18 protein-coding genes and 1 other RNA gene are annotated in these 20,939 nt (G+C 38.8%); 12 read left to right on the top strand and 7 right to left on the bottom strand.

The window, feature by feature from the left end; translation table 11 throughout:
• Nucleotides 1–313: 313 nt before the first annotated feature.
• The 3 genes from V6C71_05805 to V6C71_05795 all read right to left on the bottom strand — a co-directional run bounded on the left by V6C71_05805 (nucleotide 314) and on the right by V6C71_05795 (nucleotide 2,334).
• The gene (locus V6C71_05805) at nucleotides 314–1,111 is read right to left on the bottom strand and encodes a glutathione S-transferase family protein (GenBank protein ID HEY9768009.1); all 798 of its coding nucleotides are present in this window, start codon (nucleotides 1,109–1,111) and stop codon (nucleotides 314–316) included.
• 247 nt (nucleotides 1,112–1,358) lie between these two features.
• Nucleotides 1,359–1,796: a VOC family protein gene (locus V6C71_05800; protein ID HEY9768008.1), complete on the bottom strand. Its 438-nt coding sequence runs from the start codon at nucleotides 1,794–1,796 to the stop codon at nucleotides 1,359–1,361.
• A gap of 31 nt (nucleotides 1,797–1,827) precedes the next feature.
• Nucleotides 1,828–2,334: a TIGR02652 family protein gene (locus V6C71_05795; GenBank protein HEY9768007.1), complete on the bottom strand. Its 507-nt coding sequence runs from the start codon at nucleotides 2,332–2,334 to the stop codon at nucleotides 1,828–1,830.
• 91 nt (nucleotides 2,335–2,425) lie between these two features.
• On the opposite strand from V6C71_05795, the gene V6C71_05790 reads away from it, so the two are divergent.
• The 4 genes from V6C71_05790 to V6C71_05775 all read left to right on the top strand — a co-directional run bounded on the left by V6C71_05790 (nucleotide 2,426) and on the right by V6C71_05775 (nucleotide 6,585).
• On the top strand, nucleotides 2,426–2,953 hold the full coding sequence (locus V6C71_05790; GenBank protein ID HEY9768006.1) for a gamma carbonic anhydrase family protein: 528 nt from the start codon (nucleotides 2,426–2,428) through the stop codon (nucleotides 2,951–2,953).
• 143 nt (nucleotides 2,954–3,096) lie between these two features.
• Nucleotides 3,097–3,870: an aspartyl/asparaginyl beta-hydroxylase domain-containing protein gene (locus V6C71_05785; GenBank protein HEY9768005.1), complete on the top strand. Its 774-nt coding sequence runs from the start codon at nucleotides 3,097–3,099 to the stop codon at nucleotides 3,868–3,870.
• Between the two features lie 84 nt (nucleotides 3,871–3,954).
• Nucleotides 3,955–4,902, top strand: a complete 948-nt coding sequence (pip, locus tag V6C71_05780; protein ID HEY9768004.1) for a prolyl aminopeptidase — start codon at nucleotides 3,955–3,957, stop codon at nucleotides 4,900–4,902.
• Nucleotides 4,903–4,935: 33 nt separating this feature from the next.
• A complete protein-coding gene (locus V6C71_05775; protein ID HEY9768003.1) occupies nucleotides 4,936–6,585 on the top strand; it encodes an AarF/ABC1/UbiB kinase family protein in 1,650 nt (549 codons plus the stop codon).
• 276 nt (nucleotides 6,586–6,861) lie between these two features.
• Here the strand turns inward: V6C71_05775 and V6C71_05770 are convergent, their stop codons facing one another.
• The 4 genes from V6C71_05770 to V6C71_05755 all read right to left on the bottom strand — a co-directional run bounded on the left by V6C71_05770 (nucleotide 6,862) and on the right by V6C71_05755 (nucleotide 13,910).
• Entirely contained in the window at nucleotides 6,862–9,990 is a 3,129-nt protein-coding gene (locus V6C71_05770) for an MFS transporter (GenBank protein HEY9768002.1), read from the bottom strand.
• Nucleotides 9,991–10,329: 339 nt separating this feature from the next.
• Nucleotides 10,330–11,121: a biotin--[acetyl-CoA-carboxylase] ligase gene (locus V6C71_05765; GenBank protein HEY9768001.1), complete on the bottom strand. Its 792-nt coding sequence runs from the start codon at nucleotides 11,119–11,121 to the stop codon at nucleotides 10,330–10,332.
• Nucleotides 11,111–12,880, bottom strand: a complete 1,770-nt coding sequence (locus tag V6C71_05760) for a mechanosensitive ion channel domain-containing protein (protein ID HEY9768000.1) — start codon at nucleotides 12,878–12,880, stop codon at nucleotides 11,111–11,113. Before V6C71_05760 ends, V6C71_05765 begins: the two co-directional genes overlap by 11 nt.
• 115 nt (nucleotides 12,881–12,995) lie before the next feature.
• Nucleotides 12,996–13,910, bottom strand: a complete 915-nt coding sequence (locus V6C71_05755; GenBank protein ID HEY9767999.1) for an NAD(+) kinase — start codon at nucleotides 13,908–13,910, stop codon at nucleotides 12,996–12,998.
• A gap of 186 nt (nucleotides 13,911–14,096) precedes the next feature.
• Here V6C71_05755 and ssrS point away from each other — a divergent pair.
• The 8 genes from ssrS to V6C71_05715 all read left to right on the top strand — a co-directional run bounded on the left by ssrS (nucleotide 14,097) and on the right by V6C71_05715 (nucleotide 20,893).
• Nucleotides 14,097–14,280, top strand: a non-coding RNA gene (ssrS, locus tag V6C71_05750) — 6S RNA.
• A 129-nt stretch (nucleotides 14,281–14,409) separates the two neighbouring features.
• Nucleotides 14,410–15,684: a pitrilysin family protein gene (locus V6C71_05745; GenBank protein HEY9767998.1), complete on the top strand. Its 1,275-nt coding sequence runs from the start codon at nucleotides 14,410–14,412 to the stop codon at nucleotides 15,682–15,684.
• Between the two features lie 385 nt (nucleotides 15,685–16,069).
• Entirely contained in the window at nucleotides 16,070–16,297 is a 228-nt protein-coding gene (locus V6C71_05740) for a hypothetical protein (protein ID HEY9767997.1), read from the top strand.
• Nucleotides 16,298–16,478: 181 nt separating this feature from the next.
• Nucleotides 16,479–17,198, top strand: coding sequence for a PspA/IM30 family protein (locus tag V6C71_05735; GenBank protein HEY9767996.1), 720 nt, complete (start codon nucleotides 16,479–16,481; stop codon nucleotides 17,196–17,198).
• A gap of 32 nt (nucleotides 17,199–17,230) precedes the next feature.
• Nucleotides 17,231–18,613 (top strand): ABC transporter substrate-binding protein, encoded by a 1,383-nt coding sequence (locus V6C71_05730; GenBank protein HEY9767995.1) that lies wholly within the window; start codon nucleotides 17,231–17,233, stop codon nucleotides 18,611–18,613.
• Nucleotides 18,614–19,174: 561 nt separating this feature from the next.
• Nucleotides 19,175–19,555 (top strand): hypothetical protein, encoded by a 381-nt coding sequence (locus V6C71_05725; GenBank protein ID HEY9767994.1) that lies wholly within the window; start codon nucleotides 19,175–19,177, stop codon nucleotides 19,553–19,555.
• Between the two features lie 79 nt (nucleotides 19,556–19,634).
• Complete coding sequence (locus V6C71_05720; protein HEY9767993.1) at nucleotides 19,635–20,237, top strand: DUF3352 domain-containing protein; 603 nt, start codon at nucleotides 19,635–19,637, stop codon at nucleotides 20,235–20,237.
• Nucleotides 20,238–20,449: 212 nt separating this feature from the next.
• Nucleotides 20,450–20,893, top strand: a complete 444-nt coding sequence (locus V6C71_05715; protein ID HEY9767992.1) for a hypothetical protein — start codon at nucleotides 20,450–20,452, stop codon at nucleotides 20,891–20,893.
• Nucleotides 20,894–20,939: the final 46 nt, after the last annotated feature.

The raw sequence follows: 20,939 nt of genomic DNA, 5'->3' as shown, positions 1-20,939 counted from the left end.
TAAATAAATTTTAAGATTAATATATTCTGAAAATAGCTTATATTGGGTATCCGTTGAGTGGTGAAAGTTACCGAAAAAGCAATGTCACCGATAATACTACAGTATTATTATAATTATTATATTTTGGAAATAAGTACGATATACAGCAGTATACTATATGCTCACCAAGACGCTTGGTTGTGTTAATAGTTGTTAGTTTTGCGATCGCCAATAAATAATTGCCGAATCAGACTATAGCAAAATTAGCGCAACAAAAAAAGAGGTGTTCTAGATCGACACCCCTGAAATGTTCAATAATTTTGGTTTAATCAGTTTAATCAATACTGATTGAAGTTGGTGCAGAGGAACTACCCCCACTAGGAGGAAAACTAGACCCCTGACGGAAATCGGCATAAAGGCGATCGCGCCAAGCGAAAAATGGTTCAAAGGTAATATTATCGGCTAGTCCAGGAATCCCTTTACCCTTGAGAGGATCGGGGATATTAAGATAAGAACCTGAGGGAAACTTTAATAATATGCTTAGCCCTGCCACGGCTAAATCAGCTAAGGTTGGAGTGTCTCCAGTTAAATAAGGCTGGTTTTGCAAAATTAAGCATAAAGCCTCTAAATCTTGCGTCAGGCTTTTTTTGGCTTCTTTTACTGCATCACCGCCAAAGCCGATTCCTGTACCTAGCACGTCCAAAACTTCGCCAGGAATAGCTCCGATTGCGGTTTTTACTAAATCTGGAGTATTTGCAGGTAATAGAGAAGTCCGAAAATTTTGATTTTGATTTAATGCACCGATAAACGCTTTACGCCCCAAAGCACCAATGGAGACATCTGCCCATTCTTCCATCAGCAAACACTGCCCTTTTGCCAAAGAGTCTGTAGGTATAATCGGTCGTTCAGGATATTTTCGCTCCAGGTATAAAGCAATTGCTGTAGAGTCAGCAACATAAGTACCGCCATCTTTAAGTACTGGAACTTGACGACTGCCAGACTTTTGCAATAATTCGATTTGACCCACTCCAGGAGTAACTTCAATTTTGCGATATTCTAGCTGTTTGTAATCGAGAATGAGGCGAACTTTTTCTGAATACTGAGATAGCTCAAATTGGTATAGCTCTAGCATTAAAACTCCTTGTTATCAGCTCAATATTAATTGTTAATAGTATCCTGCCAAAGATTGACAAGACTTGGCTTGACTTGGTTAATTTAGCCTGTTCCAACAATTAATGACATCATCCTCAAGTCTAGACATCTAAATCGGAGTTTGAGAAAAATCTTTTAGTTGTCTTTAGAAAACGTTGAGGATAAATTGGCGAGCTTTTAGCTAGAGGCTTTAACTGTCCAGACCGAATTTGGTTTGCTGTCAGCACTTAATTTAGAACGCGGATCAGCTCTAGGGGTAAGCCGTCTGCATCGGCAATGAAAGATACTTCGTAAATGCGATCGCCAATTATCTGTTGTTCGGGTGGCAGCAGAATTTTGAGCGGAGTCAGCTTCTGAGGATCGCTTTCTTTCAGGTTGGTAATGTTTTGCTCCAGTTTTTTGAGCCAACTAGTTAAGTCTGAGGTTGAATCAGTCAAGTCGAAAGACAAGTGATAGTAGCCGACATAATGTTCATCATTAAAAGCATCAGGTGCAGGTTTTGGCTCAGGAATTTGAATTAATTCAATTCTGCCTCCTAATCCCGTCATCCAGCAGGCTAGAGTATATCCCGTAGTAAAACGCTCTTTAACAGTAAAACCTAACTGTTCATAAAAAGCGATCGCCCGATGAATATCTGCGGTGCGAATTGAAGCATGGTGCAGCATCTCAAACTCAAGTAAAATTTAGCTATATTTATTATTCAAACAAAAAACGATAGGGATAGTGGCGCGGGACTCCTGGCTCTTTTTCTAAAATAAAATTAATTATTTCCCAATAGGGTTCATGATTCTCTTCTGGGCTAAAGCTGATGGGCAATCCATAAAGTTTAGGAGATTTGAACTCTGGGGTTTCTCGCCAGGGATGACTACGTCCCAAGTAGGAACTGACTAAATCTCGATAACGACTGGCAATAATTACTTTAGTGGCGCGATAACCTTCGGTATACAAAGCATCTAAAGCTTCATGAATTTCAAATCGAATCCCGTCAGGATGAGTATGCTGACGATACCATTGATTTTTCCAGCGTCGCCAGCGTCTACCAGAAGGAAGATGAATCAATTCTTGAATTTTAGGATCGGCTTCAAAAGCACCATGACGGCTACAGAGATAAGTATCAGTCAGAGTGAGAGCAGGAATTGTCTGCCGGCAGTGAGGGCAAACAATTTCGGGACCAAAAACAGGGTATTGTAGAGCTAAATCCATATATTATAAACTGGGTTCTTTTTCCTTATAACACGGCTAAATCTTATTAAGCTTAATTATCTTGATATCGTTAGATAGCTTATTCTAAATCATGGCTCAATCTCTTGATTCTTATTGGTCTATTCCAGATTTATCCCATACGGCTTTTGTGGCTGCTAATGCCACCGTGATGGGCAACGTTTCTTTAGCCGAAGGTTCTAGCGTTTGGTATGGAGCAGTAGTTAGAGGAGATGTCGAGCAAATTGCGATCGGCAAATGTAGCAACATTCAAGATGGTGCTGTGTTGCATGGCGATCCTGGTAAGCCAACTATTGTGGAAGATTTTGTCACGGTAGGTCATCGTGCAGTAATTCACTCGGCTCATATAGAAACTGGGTGTTTAATTGGCATCGGTGCAATAATTCTCGATGGGGTAACCGTAGGTGCAGGTAGCATTGTCGGTGCAGGTAGCGTTGTAACTAAAGATGTTCCTGCGCGATCGCTAGTTATCGGTATCCCAGCTCGTAAGGTTAAGGACGTTAGCCACCAACAAGCTCTAGAACTATTAGAACACGCTCGTAATTATCAAAAGCTAGCTCAGGTTCATGCCGGTACAGGAAAAGATTTGGGGTTTGAATAGAGTAATCTGTGACTGGCGATCGCACTTTTATCACCATTTGTCGCAATCATTCTTTAGATTAGTCTGCTTAGAGAAAAATAATTTGATAAGATGGTCTCTTTACAAAAGAGTATCTAGGCGAAACTAGTTTTTTAGCCATGAAGATGATTAAAGTCTCTCCAGCAAAAATTAGGGAAATATTAGTCACCAAGATCGGCAAAAATATAGTCTGGGGATTGGAAAAAATTATCGCTCATTATTCTCTAGTACCAAATACTGCCTTTTTGGCAGGGGAGCAATTTAGTTGGGCGTCAACTCTAGAGCAAAACTGCCAAGCTATTAGAAATGAGTTAGATGTAATTCTACAATACAGCGATTTACTGCCCCGCTTTCAAGATATTTCTCCTGACCAAGGCCGCAACATTAGTAAAGATAATCTTTGGAAGACTTTTTTTCTCTATGGCTATGGAGTAAAAATGCAGCAAAATTGCGATTACTGCCCTGAAACCACTCGTACTATCGAACAAATTCCTGGATTAAAGACAGCTTTTTTTTCGATTCTACTGCCAGGCAAACACATTCTTGAACATCGAGGTCCTTATAAAGGAGTATTACGTTGCCACTTGGCTTTGAAAGTTCCTCAAGATCGAGAACAGTGTGGTATCCGAGTCGATCGTGAAGTGCGTCATTGGTCAGAGGGAAAAATTATCATTTTTGATGATTCTTATCTGCACGAAGCCTGGAATAAAACTGACGAAATTCGCGTCGTTTTGTTTTTAGATATTGTTCGTCCCCTGCTTTTTCCTGTTTCTCTACTCAATCATTTACTAATTAATTTAATTCGCTGGTCACCTTTTATTCGGGATGCTCATAAAAACCAACAACAGTGGGATCGAAAGTTAGCCGCAGTCTTCGAGCGATCGCCAAGCTTGAGTTAAAAGTCAATTGAAAATATTGATTTTATCGCTTATATTTTCTTCAGTTAACTATAAAAAGCGTAAAAATAATATTTAATATTATCAATGAGAGATTTGTATCCGCCAATTGAACCTTATAATCACGGCAAGCTGAAAGTCTCGGAACTACACACTATCTATTACGAAGAATCTGGTAATCTTTTGGGAAAACCAGTAGTTTTTCTTCATGGTGGACCAGGTGGAGGAATTTCTCCTCTGTATCGACAATATTTTGACCCTCAGCGGTGGCGCATCGTAATTTTTGATCAACGGGGTTGTGGACAAAGCACTCCTTACGCTGAATTGAAAGAAAACACTACCTGGGATTTAGTTAGCGACATTGAAAAGCTACGACAACATCTTGATATTGCCAAGTGGGTAGTATTTGGCGGTAGCTGGGGTAGCACTTTGGCTTTAGCCTATAGTCAGACTCATCCTGATAGCTGTAAAGGTTTAATTTTACGGGGAATCTTTATGTTACGCCCCTCAGAAATTCGCTGGTTTTATCAAGAAGGTGCAAATTATATTTATCCCGATGCTTGGCAAGAATATCTCAAGCCAATACCTTTGGCAGAAAGAGATGACTTACTGTCGGCTTTTTATCAAAGGTTAACCAGTGAAAACCGTCAAATCCGTCTTGAAGCTGCCTGCGCCTGGTCTATTTGGGAAGCCAGCACTAGCAAGTTGATTCCTTCTGTGGTCAGCCAGCAACGCTTTGGCATGGCAGCGTTTGCCGAAGCTTTTGCCCGTATCGAATGTCATTATTTTGTTAATAAAGGGTTTTTTGAGCGCGAAAATCAATTAATCGAAAATGTCGATCGCATTCGTCATTTACCAGCAGTAATTGTTCAGGGACGATATGATGTGGTATGTCCGATGATTACCGCTTGGGAACTACACCAAGTTTGGCAAGAATCGGAGTTGATTGTAATCGCCGATGCAGGTCATTCTGTATCCGAACCTGGAATTAAAGCAGCTTTAATTGAGGCAAGCGATCGTTTTGCTGCGTTATAACTAAGGAAATAGACTATCTATTTTTATACCTAAATGTTTGCTTTAACTAAAAACACCTCTCGCCAGAGAGAAATTGCTGAAGTAGTATTTCGTAACGGCTGGGGTTATGCGCGGGGGTTGTTAACTGGTAACAAATCTGATGAACCACGCTTACCTTCTCCTGAAGTCTTACGCAAAATCTTAATCGAGCTTGGTCCTGTATACGTCAAGTTGGGTCAGTTACTTTCGACTCGCCCCGATCTTTTGCCTGCTCGCTATGTAGAAACTTTGACCGACCTCCAGGCCAACGTACCTCCTGTTTCCTGGTCAGAGGTAGAAGTTTTAATTAGAAGCGAGCTATCTCAGCCCATAGAAGCTGTTTTTAGCGATATTGACCGTAATGCGATCGCAGCCGGTTCTATTGGTCAGGTATATCGTGCCGTATTAACCAGTGGGCAAAAAGTGGCTCTAAAAGTACAGCGTCCAGGAATTGATGTTGTAATTGCTCAAGATATTTCTTTAATCAGAAGCCTGGCAGAGTTAGTATCTCTAACTGAATTCGGCAAAAACTTTGATATGGTGGGCTTGGCAGAAGAATTTAGTAATGCCATCAAGGCAGAGTTGGACTTTACCACTGAAGCTGAATATACTGAACAGCTACGCCATAATCTAACAGGAAGTAAGTGGTTTAATTCTCAACAGCTGGTTATTCCCCAGGTGTATAACGACCTAACTACTACCAAACTATTAACTTTAGAATGGCTCGAAGGAGTGCCAATACTAGAAGCAAAAATACCCGAAATCAGACTAGACCAAGATGAAGCTACCCAGCGTTTGGAACTGACTACTGTTTTATTTAGAGCTTTCTTTAAACAGGTTTATATAGATGGTTTTTTCCATGCCGACCCTCATCCAGGCAATATTTTTTATCTTCAGGATGGTCGCATTGCCCTCTTAGATTGTGGCATGATTGGTCGTTTAGACCCCCGTACTCAACAGATTTTAACCGAAATGCTGCTAGCAATTGTCGATCTTGATGGTCGCCGCTGTAGTCAGTTGACCTTGGAATTAGCCGAAGGTGGTCAACAGGTTAATTTAAATCGCTTGACTAACGACTACGATAGTATGTTACGCAAGTATTATAATCGCAGTATTTCACAGATCAACTTTAGCGAGGTGATCTATGAAGTTTTGCAGGTATCCCGCAATAATAAAATCAGGCTGCCCAGTAACATGGGGCTATATGCCAAAACTTTAGCTAATTTGGAAGGTGTTGCCAGGGGTTTTTATCCTGAAGTCAATCTTTTAGACCAAATTAGACCTTTAATGGCAGATGTATTTCGCCGCCAGCTTTTAGGAGAAAGGCCAGCAGAAACTTTACTACGCATCGGTTTGGACTTCAAAAGTCTTTCATTGCGATCGCCTCGTTTAGTCGAACTGCTGTTAGATCGAATTACCTCAGAAACCCTCAAATGGAATGTTAATATTCCTCGCCTTGATATCTTAGCTCTGAGCATCGAAGCTTCAGCTAATCGCCTTTCATTTAGTGTCTTAGTTGGCTCTTTGATTATGGGGGCAGCAATTATTTCAGCTGGTTCTGCGACTACTCAAGTTTCGGTTCTAAGTAATGTTTTATTCGCCGTAGCCAGTCTTTTAGGTCTGTGGTTAGTTTTTAGTATCATTCGTTCGGGAAAACTTAAATGAAAGGCAGGATACATAGTCATGCTAATTAATTTCCCTAAGTTAAGCTGTTTTGAAAGTTAAAAGTTACATTTATTTCCCTGCGCTTTTATTGATACTTTTCTATTTTGCAATTCATATATGTATGCGGTAAGTTTAGCGACTGTCTTTGACTCAAAGCGTCAAACAATCCAAAAAAATCCACGCTAATTTTATACTTTAGCGTGGAAAGAATTATTTTAATTGTTTAGATAAGAAGCAATATTCTTTTTCTTTTGCTTCTTATCTTGTGCAATGAATTTAATAGCTAACAGCCACGAACCCAGCGATCGCACTAGCTATTAAAGAAGTGGAAGCAGCACCAAATAACCACCAGGCTGCATCTGTAACAGCTTTTCTGGTATCTTTAGCTTGTCTTTTTGCTTCTTTTTTGATAGCTTTTAAGCGTTTTTGTGTTTCTTGCTGGATACGTTCAGCTTGGTGCAGTACGCTATCCCGTGATTCTTCAATGCGATTAACAATTTGATTAGCTTGTTCTTCGGAAATGTCTTCGCGAGAACTTAAGACAGAGATTAGAGTATCGCGATCAAATTGGGATAAGCGATCGCGCAAAGCTTCAAACCCTGCTTTGGGGTCGTCAAATACTTGGGTAAAGTCTTGCTTAATCTCTTCATAGTTAAGTTCGGGACGTTCGAGGGAATTGAGGTAGTCGCGAACTTTGCCGAAACTACTGTCAAGTACAGACTGCAACTGCTGTTGAATTTGCTGAAATTGCTCTTGGATTGAGTCACGTACCGATACAATGCGATCGACAATTTGATTGGCTTCTTCTTCAGAAATATCTTCACGTTGAGAGAGTGCAGCAACGAGAGTTTCGCGATCAAATTGAGAAATTCGTTCTCCTAAACTACCGATTCCCACACGCGGATCTTGTATTAATATTTGCAGATCGCGCTTGATTCCTTCGGGATTAAGTTCTTCTTTGTCAGTATTGCGCAGATAGTTTTCCAGATTAGCTTCAAAGTCCAAAACTGGTTTGGTAGCTCGTTGTACCAGGCGTTGTGGCGCACGAACAATATTTTGAATTGCCTCTTCTACTCGATCGATAATTTGATTAGCTTGCTCTGCGCTCAAGTCTTCTCGCTGAGATAGCAATTTCACCAAAGTTTCGCGATCTACTTGAGACAGGCGATCGCGCCAGGCTTTAGCTCCTTCTTGGGGATTATCGAGTAATTTGCTCAAATCTTGCTGAATTCCTTCAGGATTGAGTTCTTCTAGGTTAGTGTTACGCAGATATTCGCTAATCGAGCCGATTGTTTCTTGATAGCGTTGTTTAGCTTGCTCACTTACCTGCTGTGGTGCTTGCAAAATACTATCTCGTACAGATTCAGCGCGATCGATAATTTGGTTAATTTGTTCTTCGCTCAAATCTTCTCGCTGTGATAATAGCTGTACCAAAGTATCGCGATCGAACTGTGATACTCGCATCCGTAAAGCCTGAAATCCTGCTTGTGGATCTTCTAGCAGCGTCCGTAATTCCTGTTCGATCGCATCGGGATTGAGTTCTTCTTTTTGCGTGTTACGCAGATAGTCTTCTACTCTTTGTCTTACTTCTTGAGCGTTGGTTTGAGCTTGTTCTTGCAATTCTCTGGCTCGATTTAAAACATTATCGCGGGTATGCTCAAGTTGACCAACAATATTGTTAGCTTCTTCTTCGTTAATGTCGTCTCTTTGGTTGAGTAGCTGCACCAGAGTATCGCGATCGAATTGGTCAAAGCGATTTTGTAAATCTTCCAATCCTACTTCTGGATCTTCGAGTAAGGTGGAAAATTCTTGTTCCATCGTTTCAGGATTTAGTTCTTCTTTACCAGTAGAACCCAAATAATTTTCAATTCTGCTACGTAAATCCTGAGATTGTTCTTCGCTGTCGGCGTTTTGCACAGTTTCTAAAACTTCTGTGCGTATTTGCTCCATGTCTTTAGCAATGTTGCCAATTCTCGATGGACTGAAATCACCGCGTCGCTTCAGTAAATAAACAAAATACTCTTTATTAAGTTGTGACAATTGTTTATTGACGCTGCCAGGATTAGCATTGGGATCGTAAATAACTTCTTTGAATTCATCGAGCAGATTGCGATGGCTAAATTGCCAAGGTAAGGAATTGAGGATGTAATCTTCTATGTCGGTTTGAATCGTATTAGAAGGTGAGGCGAATTGTTCGCTTGCCTTATTTCTCAAACCTTCTAACTGATCGATGATTTGCTCGACATCTACTTGTTGAGCTTTCCCTTTAAGCTGTTCTAATTGACGGGAGATTTTGTCTATATCCACATCAGAGAGATTAACTCTCTCCATTACTGCCGGTATAGCCTTACCAACGCCTGTTTTAATAGCTTGTCGGACTAAGCCATTACCTTGTCTGCCATTGCCAGAAGTTCCTGCTGTAGCTAGTTGCTGAATTCGCTCGTTTAGTTGTTCTGTATTTAACTCTTCTGGATTGGTTTCTTTGATTAAATTAATGATTTTCTCAGTTGGATTTTGGCGATTGAGAACTTGTTGCCAAACATCTTCTAATTCATCGGCAACACGGTCAAGATCTTGTTTAGACAAGTTGCTGCGACTGCCAACAAAATCGATCAAAGTCTCACGATTAATATTATTGAGCAAATCGCCATTATCGCCGATCGCTTCTAAATCTACATCACCCAGTAGCTTTTCAAATTGATCGCGAATTTCTGGAATATTTAAGGAAGGTAATTCTAGAGAACCCAAAGAACTGGCTAAAAACTTATTTAGGTTTTCAGGAGTTACACCAGAAGTTAATTCTTCACGCACCGCAGCAGTAATCTCTTCAGCCGTCGAAATTGCTTGTTTTCTGGCAACATTTGCACCAATTGCAGTAGTTGCTGTCCCCATAAGACCTTGTAAGCCAGAGGTGGCGGTACTAACTAAAGAACCAATTAAAGAACCGACTGCTGATGAACCCCACCACATGATTAGGGAAAAATAGGTAGCCCAGATAACTATGCCTAGAATTATGCCTAGTGGCGCACTGGAAATCAGACTCAGTTTGACTGCTAAATAACAAGCACCGAATAAAGCAAGAGTGCCTGTAATTAATGCCCAAAGACCGATTTTAGCTTCGGCTTTACGAACTTTTCCACCTATAGTATCTGGTTCGTCATCATCGTCGTCGTCGTCACTAATTAGAATCGGAACGCCAACAGCGACTGTGAAATTAGTTAAGAGTAATTGGAAGGCAAATGCCATAACCACACCAGCCAGTAGTGCTACTAAAAATTGCGGTCCAGAAAAGAGAACCGAAGATTCTTCTGGCATTAAATCTTTTTCAAATATTGTATATTGTGCCAGTTCTAGCGGTAGTTGGTATAAGTTAAAAGCAAGTTCATTAGCCAACAGATTAAACATAGTTTTTCCTCTTTTAGTTTGAACTGTTTTTATTTAGCGATTTTCTTCTTGAGGAATGCATCTACTACCAGGCTAAACTTATTGCTATATTTTGGAGTACCGACTTAGGTTATAAAGTTTGCTATACCCTAAGATAGATTCTCGGTTTTCAACTCTTATTCATTAATAGGAAAGAATGATAATCTCATCCTATTTAAGGACAATATTTTCCTCGATTTTCTTAGTTGATTTTGAAAGCGCGATTACCCTTCGGGTACCTTAAAGGATATGCCCTAAAGGACTAGCTTCGCGTCGCGCTTCGCGATCGCACCTTGGTAGACTGGGCGAAATTTTAATAGTTTAATATCCCAGACTAATTTGTCCAGGAGCAAGAGCAATCTCGGTAGTTGCTCCAGGCGAGCGCAATTTGACCTTTAATTTTCCTTGAGCAGTTACTCCTATTACTTGACCAGGACAGCCATTAATATTGACCTGTTGACCTAAATTATGAAAAATTGCTAGATATTTATCTAGTAATTTTTCGATTCCAACTGATAAATAATCTTGGTATCCTAAGACAATACCGTAAGCACTAATAGCCGCTAACTCTTCGAGAGAATTAATACTTTTAAAATTATGATTTTGATAATAAGACTCCAAATTAATTCCTAGATTAGGAACAGCATTGCGCCAATTAATTCCTACCCCTACGACAGCTTGGGATATTTTATTTTTACTATTGCGCGTCTCAATTTTTATACCCCCCAATTTACACCGATCTAAGATTAAATCATTCGACCATTTAATAGTGACTGGTAGCTGATGATGTCGTAAAACTGTGGCAACTCCCCAGACTGTTGCCATGACTAAATGAGGATAATTATGGGGTTCTAAATCCAAATCAAAACCGATAGAGAGGTATAGTCCACCGTTTGCAGAAACCCAACTATGTCCCCACTGTCCTTTGCCTGCGGTTTGCTGTAAGGCGATCGCGCCAAGGGGATATTCAACTCCGCGATCGATTAATTCCCAAAGTTTATTATTAGTCGAGGGAATACTAGCAAAAACCGCTAAAGGAATTGGCTTAGCAATTATTTGGCTTTGATTAAGCTTCTGCCAAACCTGCCAATATAGCTCTAGATTAAAACTCAATTTTCTTGTCCTTTTTTGGCGGACGTGGAGTCGTACCGCTACTTCTTACTTGATTATTATTAGCATATTGACTAGAAATTAAACCTTTTAACAAATAAAGCAGGTGTCCTTCCAATTGTGGAGGAAGCTTGATTGGTAGGTCTTCTAAATTTAAATTGACATCTCTTTGAGGAAAAGGAATTTCGATTTGCTGTTGTTTAAAAATTTCTTCAATCCGAAAATAAAGATCGCTTTTTAAGGGTGCTTGACGACTAGGATCTGATGTCCAAATGAGTAATTCAAAGTTAAGAGAACTATCACCAAATTCAGTAAAAAATACTTGGGGTGATGGATTTCGCAAAACTTCTAAATGTTCTTCTGCTGCCTGTAACAAAGCTGATTTAACTTTTTTTACATCAGAACCATATGCCACTCCAACAGGCAAATGTAAGCGAGTAATGTTTCGGCGATGATTCCAGTTGATTACTTCCTCACTTAATAAGCGCGAGTTAGGCACAATAATTGAAATACGATCCAGGGTTTTGAGAACAATACTACGGGTTCTAACTTCTTCAACCACTCCTAAATGACTCCCGATTTGAATAAAATCTCCTACCTGAATTGAACGTTCAAACAGTAAGACAATACCGCTGGCAAAGTTGCGAGCAATATCTTGGAAACCAAAACCAATACCTACACCCAGCGCACTACCGATTAAGGCTAAAGAACTAAGATTTAACCCGTAAGCCTGGAGTAAAACCACTGTAGCCAGAGAAATTAAACCATATTTAGTAATAATTGTGATAATTTCCTGCGAACCTCTGGTCATTCTGGTAGCTTGCAGGACATTTGTTCGTAATAAATTAGTTATGTGATTGCTGAGAATAATCGAACCAACAAACAAGCCCAGCAAAACTAGCAGGTTAATAATTGAAAATTCATTACCACCAAAACTAAATATGGATTTATTAAAGGTACTAACTAATATGCTGAAGAGAAAATATAGCCACTGCCTCGTATAGGGAAAAAGGCGAAAAATGACGAAAATTGTCACAGTCCAGACAATAAAGCGAGCGAAACCTAATTTAAGACGAAACAGAGTAGTTAGGTTAGAAGGTTGGGAACTGCTATTACTAGCTAATCCTGGAATGATCCTTTGAATCGCTTTTCTGAGGGGATAAGTTTGTAGCTGATTCAATAGTCTTGTAACGAGCAAAGCCAACAACAGTAAAACACAGCTAATAATTGCCTGACGCTGAATATAGGCAGAGCTTCTTTCCTGTTTGGCTCTGGTGATCGCACGTTCTATTTCTTGCTGTAGGTCTACTGCCGTTTCTCGGATAGACTTTCTACCAATAGTATCTTCTTTAGTAACGGTAAACAGGTATCTTTTGACCTTTTGAGGGCCTAAGTCTAAATTATCCTCAGGCTGCCTCTGATATGCTAAATACAGTACGGGAAGACCGCCTTGCTCTTCAATTGTTACTCCAGTAAAGTTATCATCTTGAATTGCTTCCTGTAATTCTAAATGAATCCCCGCAACTCTTTCTCCTGCGGAATTACCATCTATTTTACCTACAGCAAATATGGCTCTGCCATCAATTACTACAGGAGCTTTGGGAATATTAGGATCGGTGTAAATCTGTGAATTTTCAAATTGAATATTATAGGGCAGTGGATTGTAATTTAGTTGAGCCAGTCCTGAGCTAGCTGAGCCAACTAAAATCGCTACAGCAGTAACTACTGTCAAGGCAACTAGGAAAAGTTTTTTAAGCCACATCTATTGATAAGGTATGCTGTTTTGCTGTTGGTTTGAACTTATCGTTTTGTAATATTAAGTATTATGCAATCTTCTGGTCAGGTTTTAATTTTGATGATTGTTCTTAATTAGAATTTTATTCTTTATCTTCATAGTGAACTCTCGTTCCTGCCCACTGTAACTTTTCTCGGAGAGTTTCGTAGAAAGAATAGCTTTCGCGCAAAATAATAAAATTTGCCTGACAGTTAGCCATCTTAATTACAACTCTTTGACCAGGCCAGATAGTCGTGCCTAATGCGCCATCTGTCCATAGTTTAGTATTTACTTCATAATCTCTAATTGGACGCACGCTAACTACGCTACCAGAGGGCAAAACTAAAGGACGACCAGAAAGACTCAAAGGGCAAATAGGCGTAACAGCGATCGCCCACATTCCCGGGTGTAAGATCGGTCCATTAGCCGAAACTGTATAGCCAGTAGACCCTGTAGGAGTTGAAACTAGTAGTCCATCTCCGCTATACTGATCTACCACCTGCCCATCTGCCTCCAGTTCTAAAACTGAGGTTGGCATCCGATCAATGCTAGCAGGTTTGATACACATTTCGTTTAAACAGTAAAATGTTTCGCTGACAGACTCTAGCTGAGTCCGTTCTCCCTGATATAGCTGCGCCTGTAGCATCATTCGCTTTTGCACTGCATAATGGTCTGACTGCAAACGATCCCAGATGACTTCAGTATTTTGAAATAATTCAAAAGGTTCGGTTAAAAATCCTAAGTGTCCACCGACATTCACTGCCAATATTGGTATGCTTTGAGGAGCTAATTGTCTAGCAGCAGCCAAAATCGTACCATCTCCACCTAAAACTACTGCCAAATCTATTTTGACCGTAGAAGAGGCTAAAAACACGGGATAGGGATTATCTTTGATGCCACTAGGTCCAATTAAGGCTTTACATTGATGAGCTTCCAACTCGCGCGCGCATTTTTCCGCCCACTGCTTACTGATTTTATCTCCTGCTTTATAGGCAATGATTGCGTGTTTTAAATCCACTATATTTATAAGACAGATGAATGATTCAACTATCCCTCATCCTATCGCTACCATCATGGTTTCTGATTGAACTATTGTTACAAGAAATAATTTTTCAGTAGGCATAGTTACTTAATTTTCTGCCTCATGATTTGTCTGTTAAAAATCCCTCTTGCTAAATTTGAAAAACTGATTATTATGGATAAAGTACCACTACCGCGTTGGTGACTACCTCACAAGTTTATTGATCTATGCTTGATTTATGAGGGAATAGCATTAGTTTTCGTGGAAGTATACCGAGCTTAGACTCGGAAATGGAAACGAAAGCAGCCAATTCCCACCCTGGACTTCCAGGTCATAAACTAAGGTAAAACGGCGCGGCGGTGGGCTTTTTTGCCTTGGGCTCGATGATGGACAACAGTCCAAGATACATTGTGTCGATAATTTCTGTTAAAAATGTAACAAGAGAGACATTAGGCAAAAGTTATGATTGGCTATATTATCGGGAATATAGCTAAAAGTGCAAAAACTATCGGAATCCCTTTACCAAACTAAGTTCCATGCTAATACTTTTCGCTTAAGCAATGGACTAACGATTATTCATCAGCATTTACCCGCTACTCCTGTAGTGGTTTCAGATATTTGGGTCAGTGCAGGGGCGATCGCTGAACCCGCAGCCTGGTCGGGAATGGCACATTTTCTGGAACATATGATTTTTAAAGGTTCTCCGAATGTGATGGTAGGGGAATTTGACTGGCTGATCGAAAGTACGGGTGGGGTAGCTAATGCGGCCACAAGTTATGATTATGCTCATTTTTATTTAACTACCGCAGCGCAGCATTTTGAACAAGCTTTGCCTTGTTTAGCTGATATTTTATTGAGAGCGAGTATTCCTGATGAAGAATTTATTCGAGAACGAGAAGTAGTAATTGAAGAAATTTATTCTAGCCATGACGATCCCGACTTTCTAGGATTTCAGGCTTTATGTCAAAACACCTATCAGTGTCATCCCTACCGACGTTCTATTTTAGGGGAAAAAGAATTATTACTAGAACACACTCCTAATCAAATGCGCTGCTTCCATCGCACCTATTATCAGCCAGAAAACATGACGGTGATCGTGGTTGGTGGAATTGAACAAGAACAGGCTTTGGCTTTAGTCAACGATAACTTTAGTAAGTTTAGCGCACCTTCAGAATGTCCCCCTGTCATCATAGAAGCCGAACCTCCAGCGATCGCCATTCGCCGTCAAGAGTTACATCTTCCCAGAATCGAACAGGCGCGTCTGTTGATGGCTTGGATCTGTCCTGGTTCGGAGTCTTTGCCAGAAGCGATCGCTTTGGATTTAATCGCGCTGATTTTAACTGGAGGACGTAGTTCAGGCTTAGTTAGGGAACTGCGGGAAGAAAGACAGTTAGTCATGGATATTGACTGTAATCTATCTCTGCAAAAAGATTCCAGTATGTTCTCAATTGGTGCATTGCTGGCCACAGAATATATCCCCATGGTCGAAACGATGATTTGCGATCGCCTAAACCAACTACAGCACAATCTAATCCCCGAAGTAGAAATTAACCGCGCCAAACGCCAGTTAGTTAATGATTACATTTTCTCGACCGAAACCCCCAGTCAGCTAGCCAGCGTATACGGTTTCTATAATATTGTAGCTACTGCTGCTCACTCCGCCCTGTATCCTCAAATCATTTGTCAGCTACAGCCAGAACAGCTACAGGCGATCGCCAAACGCTATTTATCTCCTGAACGTTACGCCGTTACTATTTTAAAACCTAGTTAATTTGCTATTATTTCAACTCAAGGCTCATTTAAAACTTTCCTCACAAGTCAAAAGTTATACCAATTCTCAAAAATAGCTATTAGTAGGGAAGTAAGCAAATAAATCATCTGTGTCCATCTGTGTTAATCTGTGGACGTTTCTCAAGCAATATTAATGACCGATATTCATGAGCTATTAATCTGTATTAGTAGCGGTTTATTTCTCTTAATTTTTGGCAGAGTAATTATGCAAATGTTTTAAGAGACACCTTATAAATATTGTCTTCTACTTATATTCCAGTTTAATTTTTCTTTGCTAGTAAAAATTCCACATTTTCTAGATTGTATGACTAGCGGATCTTCCCTATATTGATGCTTAGATGCAGTTATTGGCAGGAATCTAATAGATGATGAAAACTATTAATCTACTTCAGCAAACAGCTATTCTTGGTTTTGTTGGTTCAACTGTTTTGTTTACTCCCTTTGCCAGTCGAGCCTTAACTGTTCAAGAAGTAACTAATCCCCGCAAAGATCATAATGGTTGGGTATCAAATATGGCAGACATCCTTATAAATGAAACTTTAAGCCAATTTTTTATAACTATTGAAAAAGACTTAAGGATTATAGTTAGTTGATTATAGTTTTTATTGAAAATTACATTACTTATTCTAACTAGTTTTTTTGTATCGACAAGTTTTTAAAAATGTCGAAAAATTATATTGATGAAACAAATAATTATCTGAAAATAGAATAGCTTAATTCATCATAGTGACCCTGATCCCTGCCTCTTGTCTCGCATTACTTAAACGACAAAAGATGAAACGAAAAGCGATGAAAAAAATTACTTTCAAAAAATTTATCTATTGGCTGTTGGGTGAAACAGCAGGAAGAACCTTAGTAGGCACATGGAAATGGGTTTGGGGTTTACCTGTTGAGTCTGGAGGCAAAATTGCTCAGAAAGTAGCACAAGAGTCTTTACAGTCGATGCAAGAATCGATCGCACAGCTAACCGAAGGTGTTTCTAAAGTAGTTGCTGCATATAGACTGACACGAGAAAGATATGACAAAAAACAACAAGAATTTCAAGAAGCCGAACAGCAAGCAGAACTAGCTTATCGCCGAGGAGATGAAGAAGCAGCCAGATTATTAATCACCAAAGCGATCGCGATTGAAAAAATTATGCCTCAATTAAAGCAACAAGTAGAACAGGCTAAACAAATCGCCACGGCAGCCACAGAAAAACTGAAAAAAGAAAAAGAAAAAATCCAGGCTTACAAATTAGACATGGCAAATCTTAAAGCTGTGTCGGAACTAAATGAAATCATGGCAGACATTCATAGCATTTCCACCGAGTTAGATCTTGATTCAGCGCGATCGCAGTTTGAAGAGGCACAAAATAGCGTTGAAGGAAGATATCTCTGGGAAACTACCAAAGCTGAATTGGCAGAAGATGAAACAGAAAAAATCCAAAACAATATCAATAAGTTATCCCTAGATGAACAAATTAATAGCCGTTTAGAAAGATTTAAACAATAGAAAAAATAGAATTTACGGAGAATGATTTAATTATGACTAATAAATCTAAATCTTGGAAAGCCCCTCCACCAATTTTTTTTATTTTACTGGGCTTAATTATCTTTGGTGGAACTAAATTACTCAAGAAAAATCCTCAGCTTAGGAGTAATTTATTACCATCAATTGCTCAACCTCAATTGCTAGAAAAAAGCTTTAGTCTGGGAGAACATTTATTAATTACAGCAAATGCAACTGATAAAAAGCAAGAAGGAATAAACGCCTTCGCTAATCAAGATTACCAAGGTGCGATCGCTCTGTTTCAAGCATCTTTAGAACAATTTCCTAACGATCCAGAAACATTAATTTATTTAAATAATGCTCAAGTAGCCACCTCAAATCCTGTCAAAATTGCCGTTGTCGCTCCTATTAGTAGTGATTTAAATCTGGCTCAAGAAATGCTGAGGGGAGTAGCACAGGCACAAGATAAATTTAATTCCCAAGGCGGTAACTTGCAGGTTGAAATTGTCAATGATCAAAACAAACCAGAAATTGCTACAAAGGTTGCTAATGAACTAGTAAAAGATACCTCAATTCTGGCACTTGTTGGTCATTATTCTAGCGATGCCACCTTAGCAGCTGCGCCTGTATACCAACAAAATGGTTTAGTTGCTATTTCCCCGATCAGCACCTCTGTATCTCTTGCTGAGGCGGGAGATTACATCTTTCGTACTGTACCAAGCGATCTGTTTGCAGGAACTTCTTTGGCTGAATATTTCTTGGAAAAACTAACTAAGCAAAAGGCAGCTATTTTTTATAATTCTGAGAGTAATTACAGTAAATCTCTTAAAGATGCTTTTAGTACCAGTCTTTTAAGCAATGGTGGCGAAATTGTTGCCGAATTAGATGTTGGTGATAGTCATTTTAATGCAGATAAGGCGGTACAGCAGGCAATGAATCAAGGTGCAGAAGCACTGATTTTACTAACTAATTCCACTACTCTTAAGCAAACTTTCGAGATTGCGAAAGTCAATGATCGTCAATTACCTTTATTGGCTGGTGATGATATTTATATTCCCGAAACTTTAGAAAATGCGGGAGAAAATGTGACGGATATGGTGCTAGCTGTGCCTTGGCACATAGAGGGAAATACCAACCCTGACTTTATTCAAGCAACAAATAGTCTCTGGAAAGGAAAAGTTAACTGGCGCACTGCTATGGCTTATGATGCAACTCAATCTTTGATTGCAGGTATTAAAGCTAATTCTAGTCGACAAGGAATACAGCAAACTTTATCACAAGCAGGCTTTTCGGTAACTGGCGCGTCGGGAGTAGTTAAGTTTTTACCTTCAGGCGATCGCAATCAAGCGGTGCAGTTAGTTAAAGTTGAAGTGGCTCCTAATTCGGAATTTGGCTATTCTTTTGTGCCTGTAGATTAAATTTTAGCCAATTAAATTGCTGCTCTTTGTATCGAAAACGCTTTTGGTAGACAAAGTTTTCTTTCAACATTTAATCTAGTTTCTATCACCTGAAATTGATTGAATTGTTTATTTGTTAAGTCTGTTGATAACGTTAATTCATGATTTTCTATTAAATAGAAGGTATATCTATGAGTATTTTTTCAATTTATTTTATAATTATCATATTTATATACCTTTTTGTACACATTTCAATCATCAGATGGGTATTTCGTATCGATTATATAGTGTTGTTGTTAAAAGAAAATTCAAGAAACACATTCGATAAATTTGAACTTCTTAAGATCATTAAGAAACAAAACGATTACTCCATTGGACAAACTAAAGTTTTCATACAGCAACAAGAAAGAATGGTTGAACTCCTTGAACAAGGTATCGAATTATTTGAAAATAATAGAGAAAATCAAAATTAGATTTGCTTTTTTATATTAAATAATTTTTAATTACGATCTGTTTGCGATCACTTTATCAATTTTATAATTAAAAAAATTATATCTAATAATAAGGACTACTTAATAGCTAATGAAATACCGCCAATCCATTTCAAGTTTTATGTTTGCATTAATTCTAATTTGCTTTCTTTTCCCATTTATTACTCATGAGTTTATAGATAATTATACATTAACAGGTTTTGAGATTGTAACTGGTATAACTGATAATCCTAACTCTGGTGATAGCAAAGTTATCTATACTTATTTCTTGGCACTTCTAGGACTGATAGCAAGCTTTTTAAAGTCACAAAAAAGTAAAAATATCGCTTTTGAAGTGGGAATATTTGGGGCAATATTACTATTATGGCTAAGGGTAGAGACAGCTGTATTTATAACTTACGAAATTGGCTTTTGGAGTGTTTTACTGTTATTTATTGCAGTCATAATTGTCAATAATCCTTTATCAAAATGAGCGTCAAATGCGCTCAACCAAGTACGTAATCACTGCCTAATTTACGAATACACTCAATGATTTATTTATCTAATAAAATATGACTTCAAAAAAATCTGGTTGCGGTTGTTTACCTATACTCGGAATAGGACTTGCTCTTAAACTTGGAGGACTATATTTCTTTAATGGGAAAGAACTAAATATGGGTTTGGGAGCAGCGATCGCCTTAGAAACTAGTGAAGCAACTATAGCTAAAGCTAGTCTGGATAAAATAGAAAATGTAATTCAACAAAACTCACCAATTACTCCTAGCCTAGCAACACGTTCGGGAAAAACTATTACTGAATGGCGCATTCCTGATAGTAATTTTACCTGGACTTATAACTGGATAGATAATAATTCTCTGCTTTTTACTCTTGGTGATTCTGTTATGGATAATATTGAAAATATAAGTATTACTTCTTTCAATAAAAGTTCAAACTTTAAAGCGATCGCTAATGAATTGCCCAAAAAGAATTTAGGCTTTTTATATTTAAATATGAGTTCAACTAGCGAAATAATTAATCGTTTACCATTTAAAGCAAAAAGCGATATTTCGCTTGAAATAATCGAGTTATTGGACTCAATGGCAGGAATTGGCGCAACTGCTAGTATGCCGAAAAAATCTCAGCCTAAGGTTGATTTATTAGTACGCTTTAAATAAAATTTGTCTGCCGTAAACTCTCTGTAAACAATAATTATGATTTTACATCAATTGAACATATTAAAGTGGTTAGTCAAGGCGATCGCTTTTTATTAAAGCCGATTCAAAAATTTTTGTTTCGATCTTAACCAATAAAGAGATATTTGGTTTCCCGCGATCGAAAATAGTTAAACATAAAAACAAACAAGAAAAATAAAGGGTGGTATTTCAATATGACGAATCTGATTGGAACTGTTGGCAATGATACTCTTAATGGTGGAGCAGAAAACGACACTATTGAAGGTCTTTTCGGAGATGACGTTCTCTTCGGCTTTGGTGGTAATGATAGCCTAACTGGCGGCGCAGGAAATGACATTTTGTATGGTGGTGGTCAAGGTACAACTGTTATTAGTGTTGGTGGTAGCGATACCTTAAAAGGAGGAGAAGGCGATGATTTCCACAGTATTTCCTTAGCAACAGGAGGAGGCAGTGTTATTCAAGATGAGCAGGGTAGTAATAACGGTATTTTAATTATTGCAGGAAATACCAATGTTGTATTTATAGCGAGTTTAGCGGATATAAGCACCATCAAAACATCGTGGTGCGATCGCGCTTTTTCCAGCTATATGTTTACTAATACCAAATTTAATCGTGTTTCTTACATATATACCTTGTAAGGGCTATTCGGACGCGAAGCGAATCCTTTAGGGCGAATAGCCCCTA

It is taken from the genome of Coleofasciculaceae cyanobacterium, assembly GCA_036703275.1.
In the GTDB taxonomy this organism is placed as follows: domain Bacteria; phylum Cyanobacteriota; class Cyanobacteriia; order Cyanobacteriales; family Xenococcaceae; genus Waterburya.
This window is presented reverse-complemented; position numbering and strand designations above follow the sequence as displayed.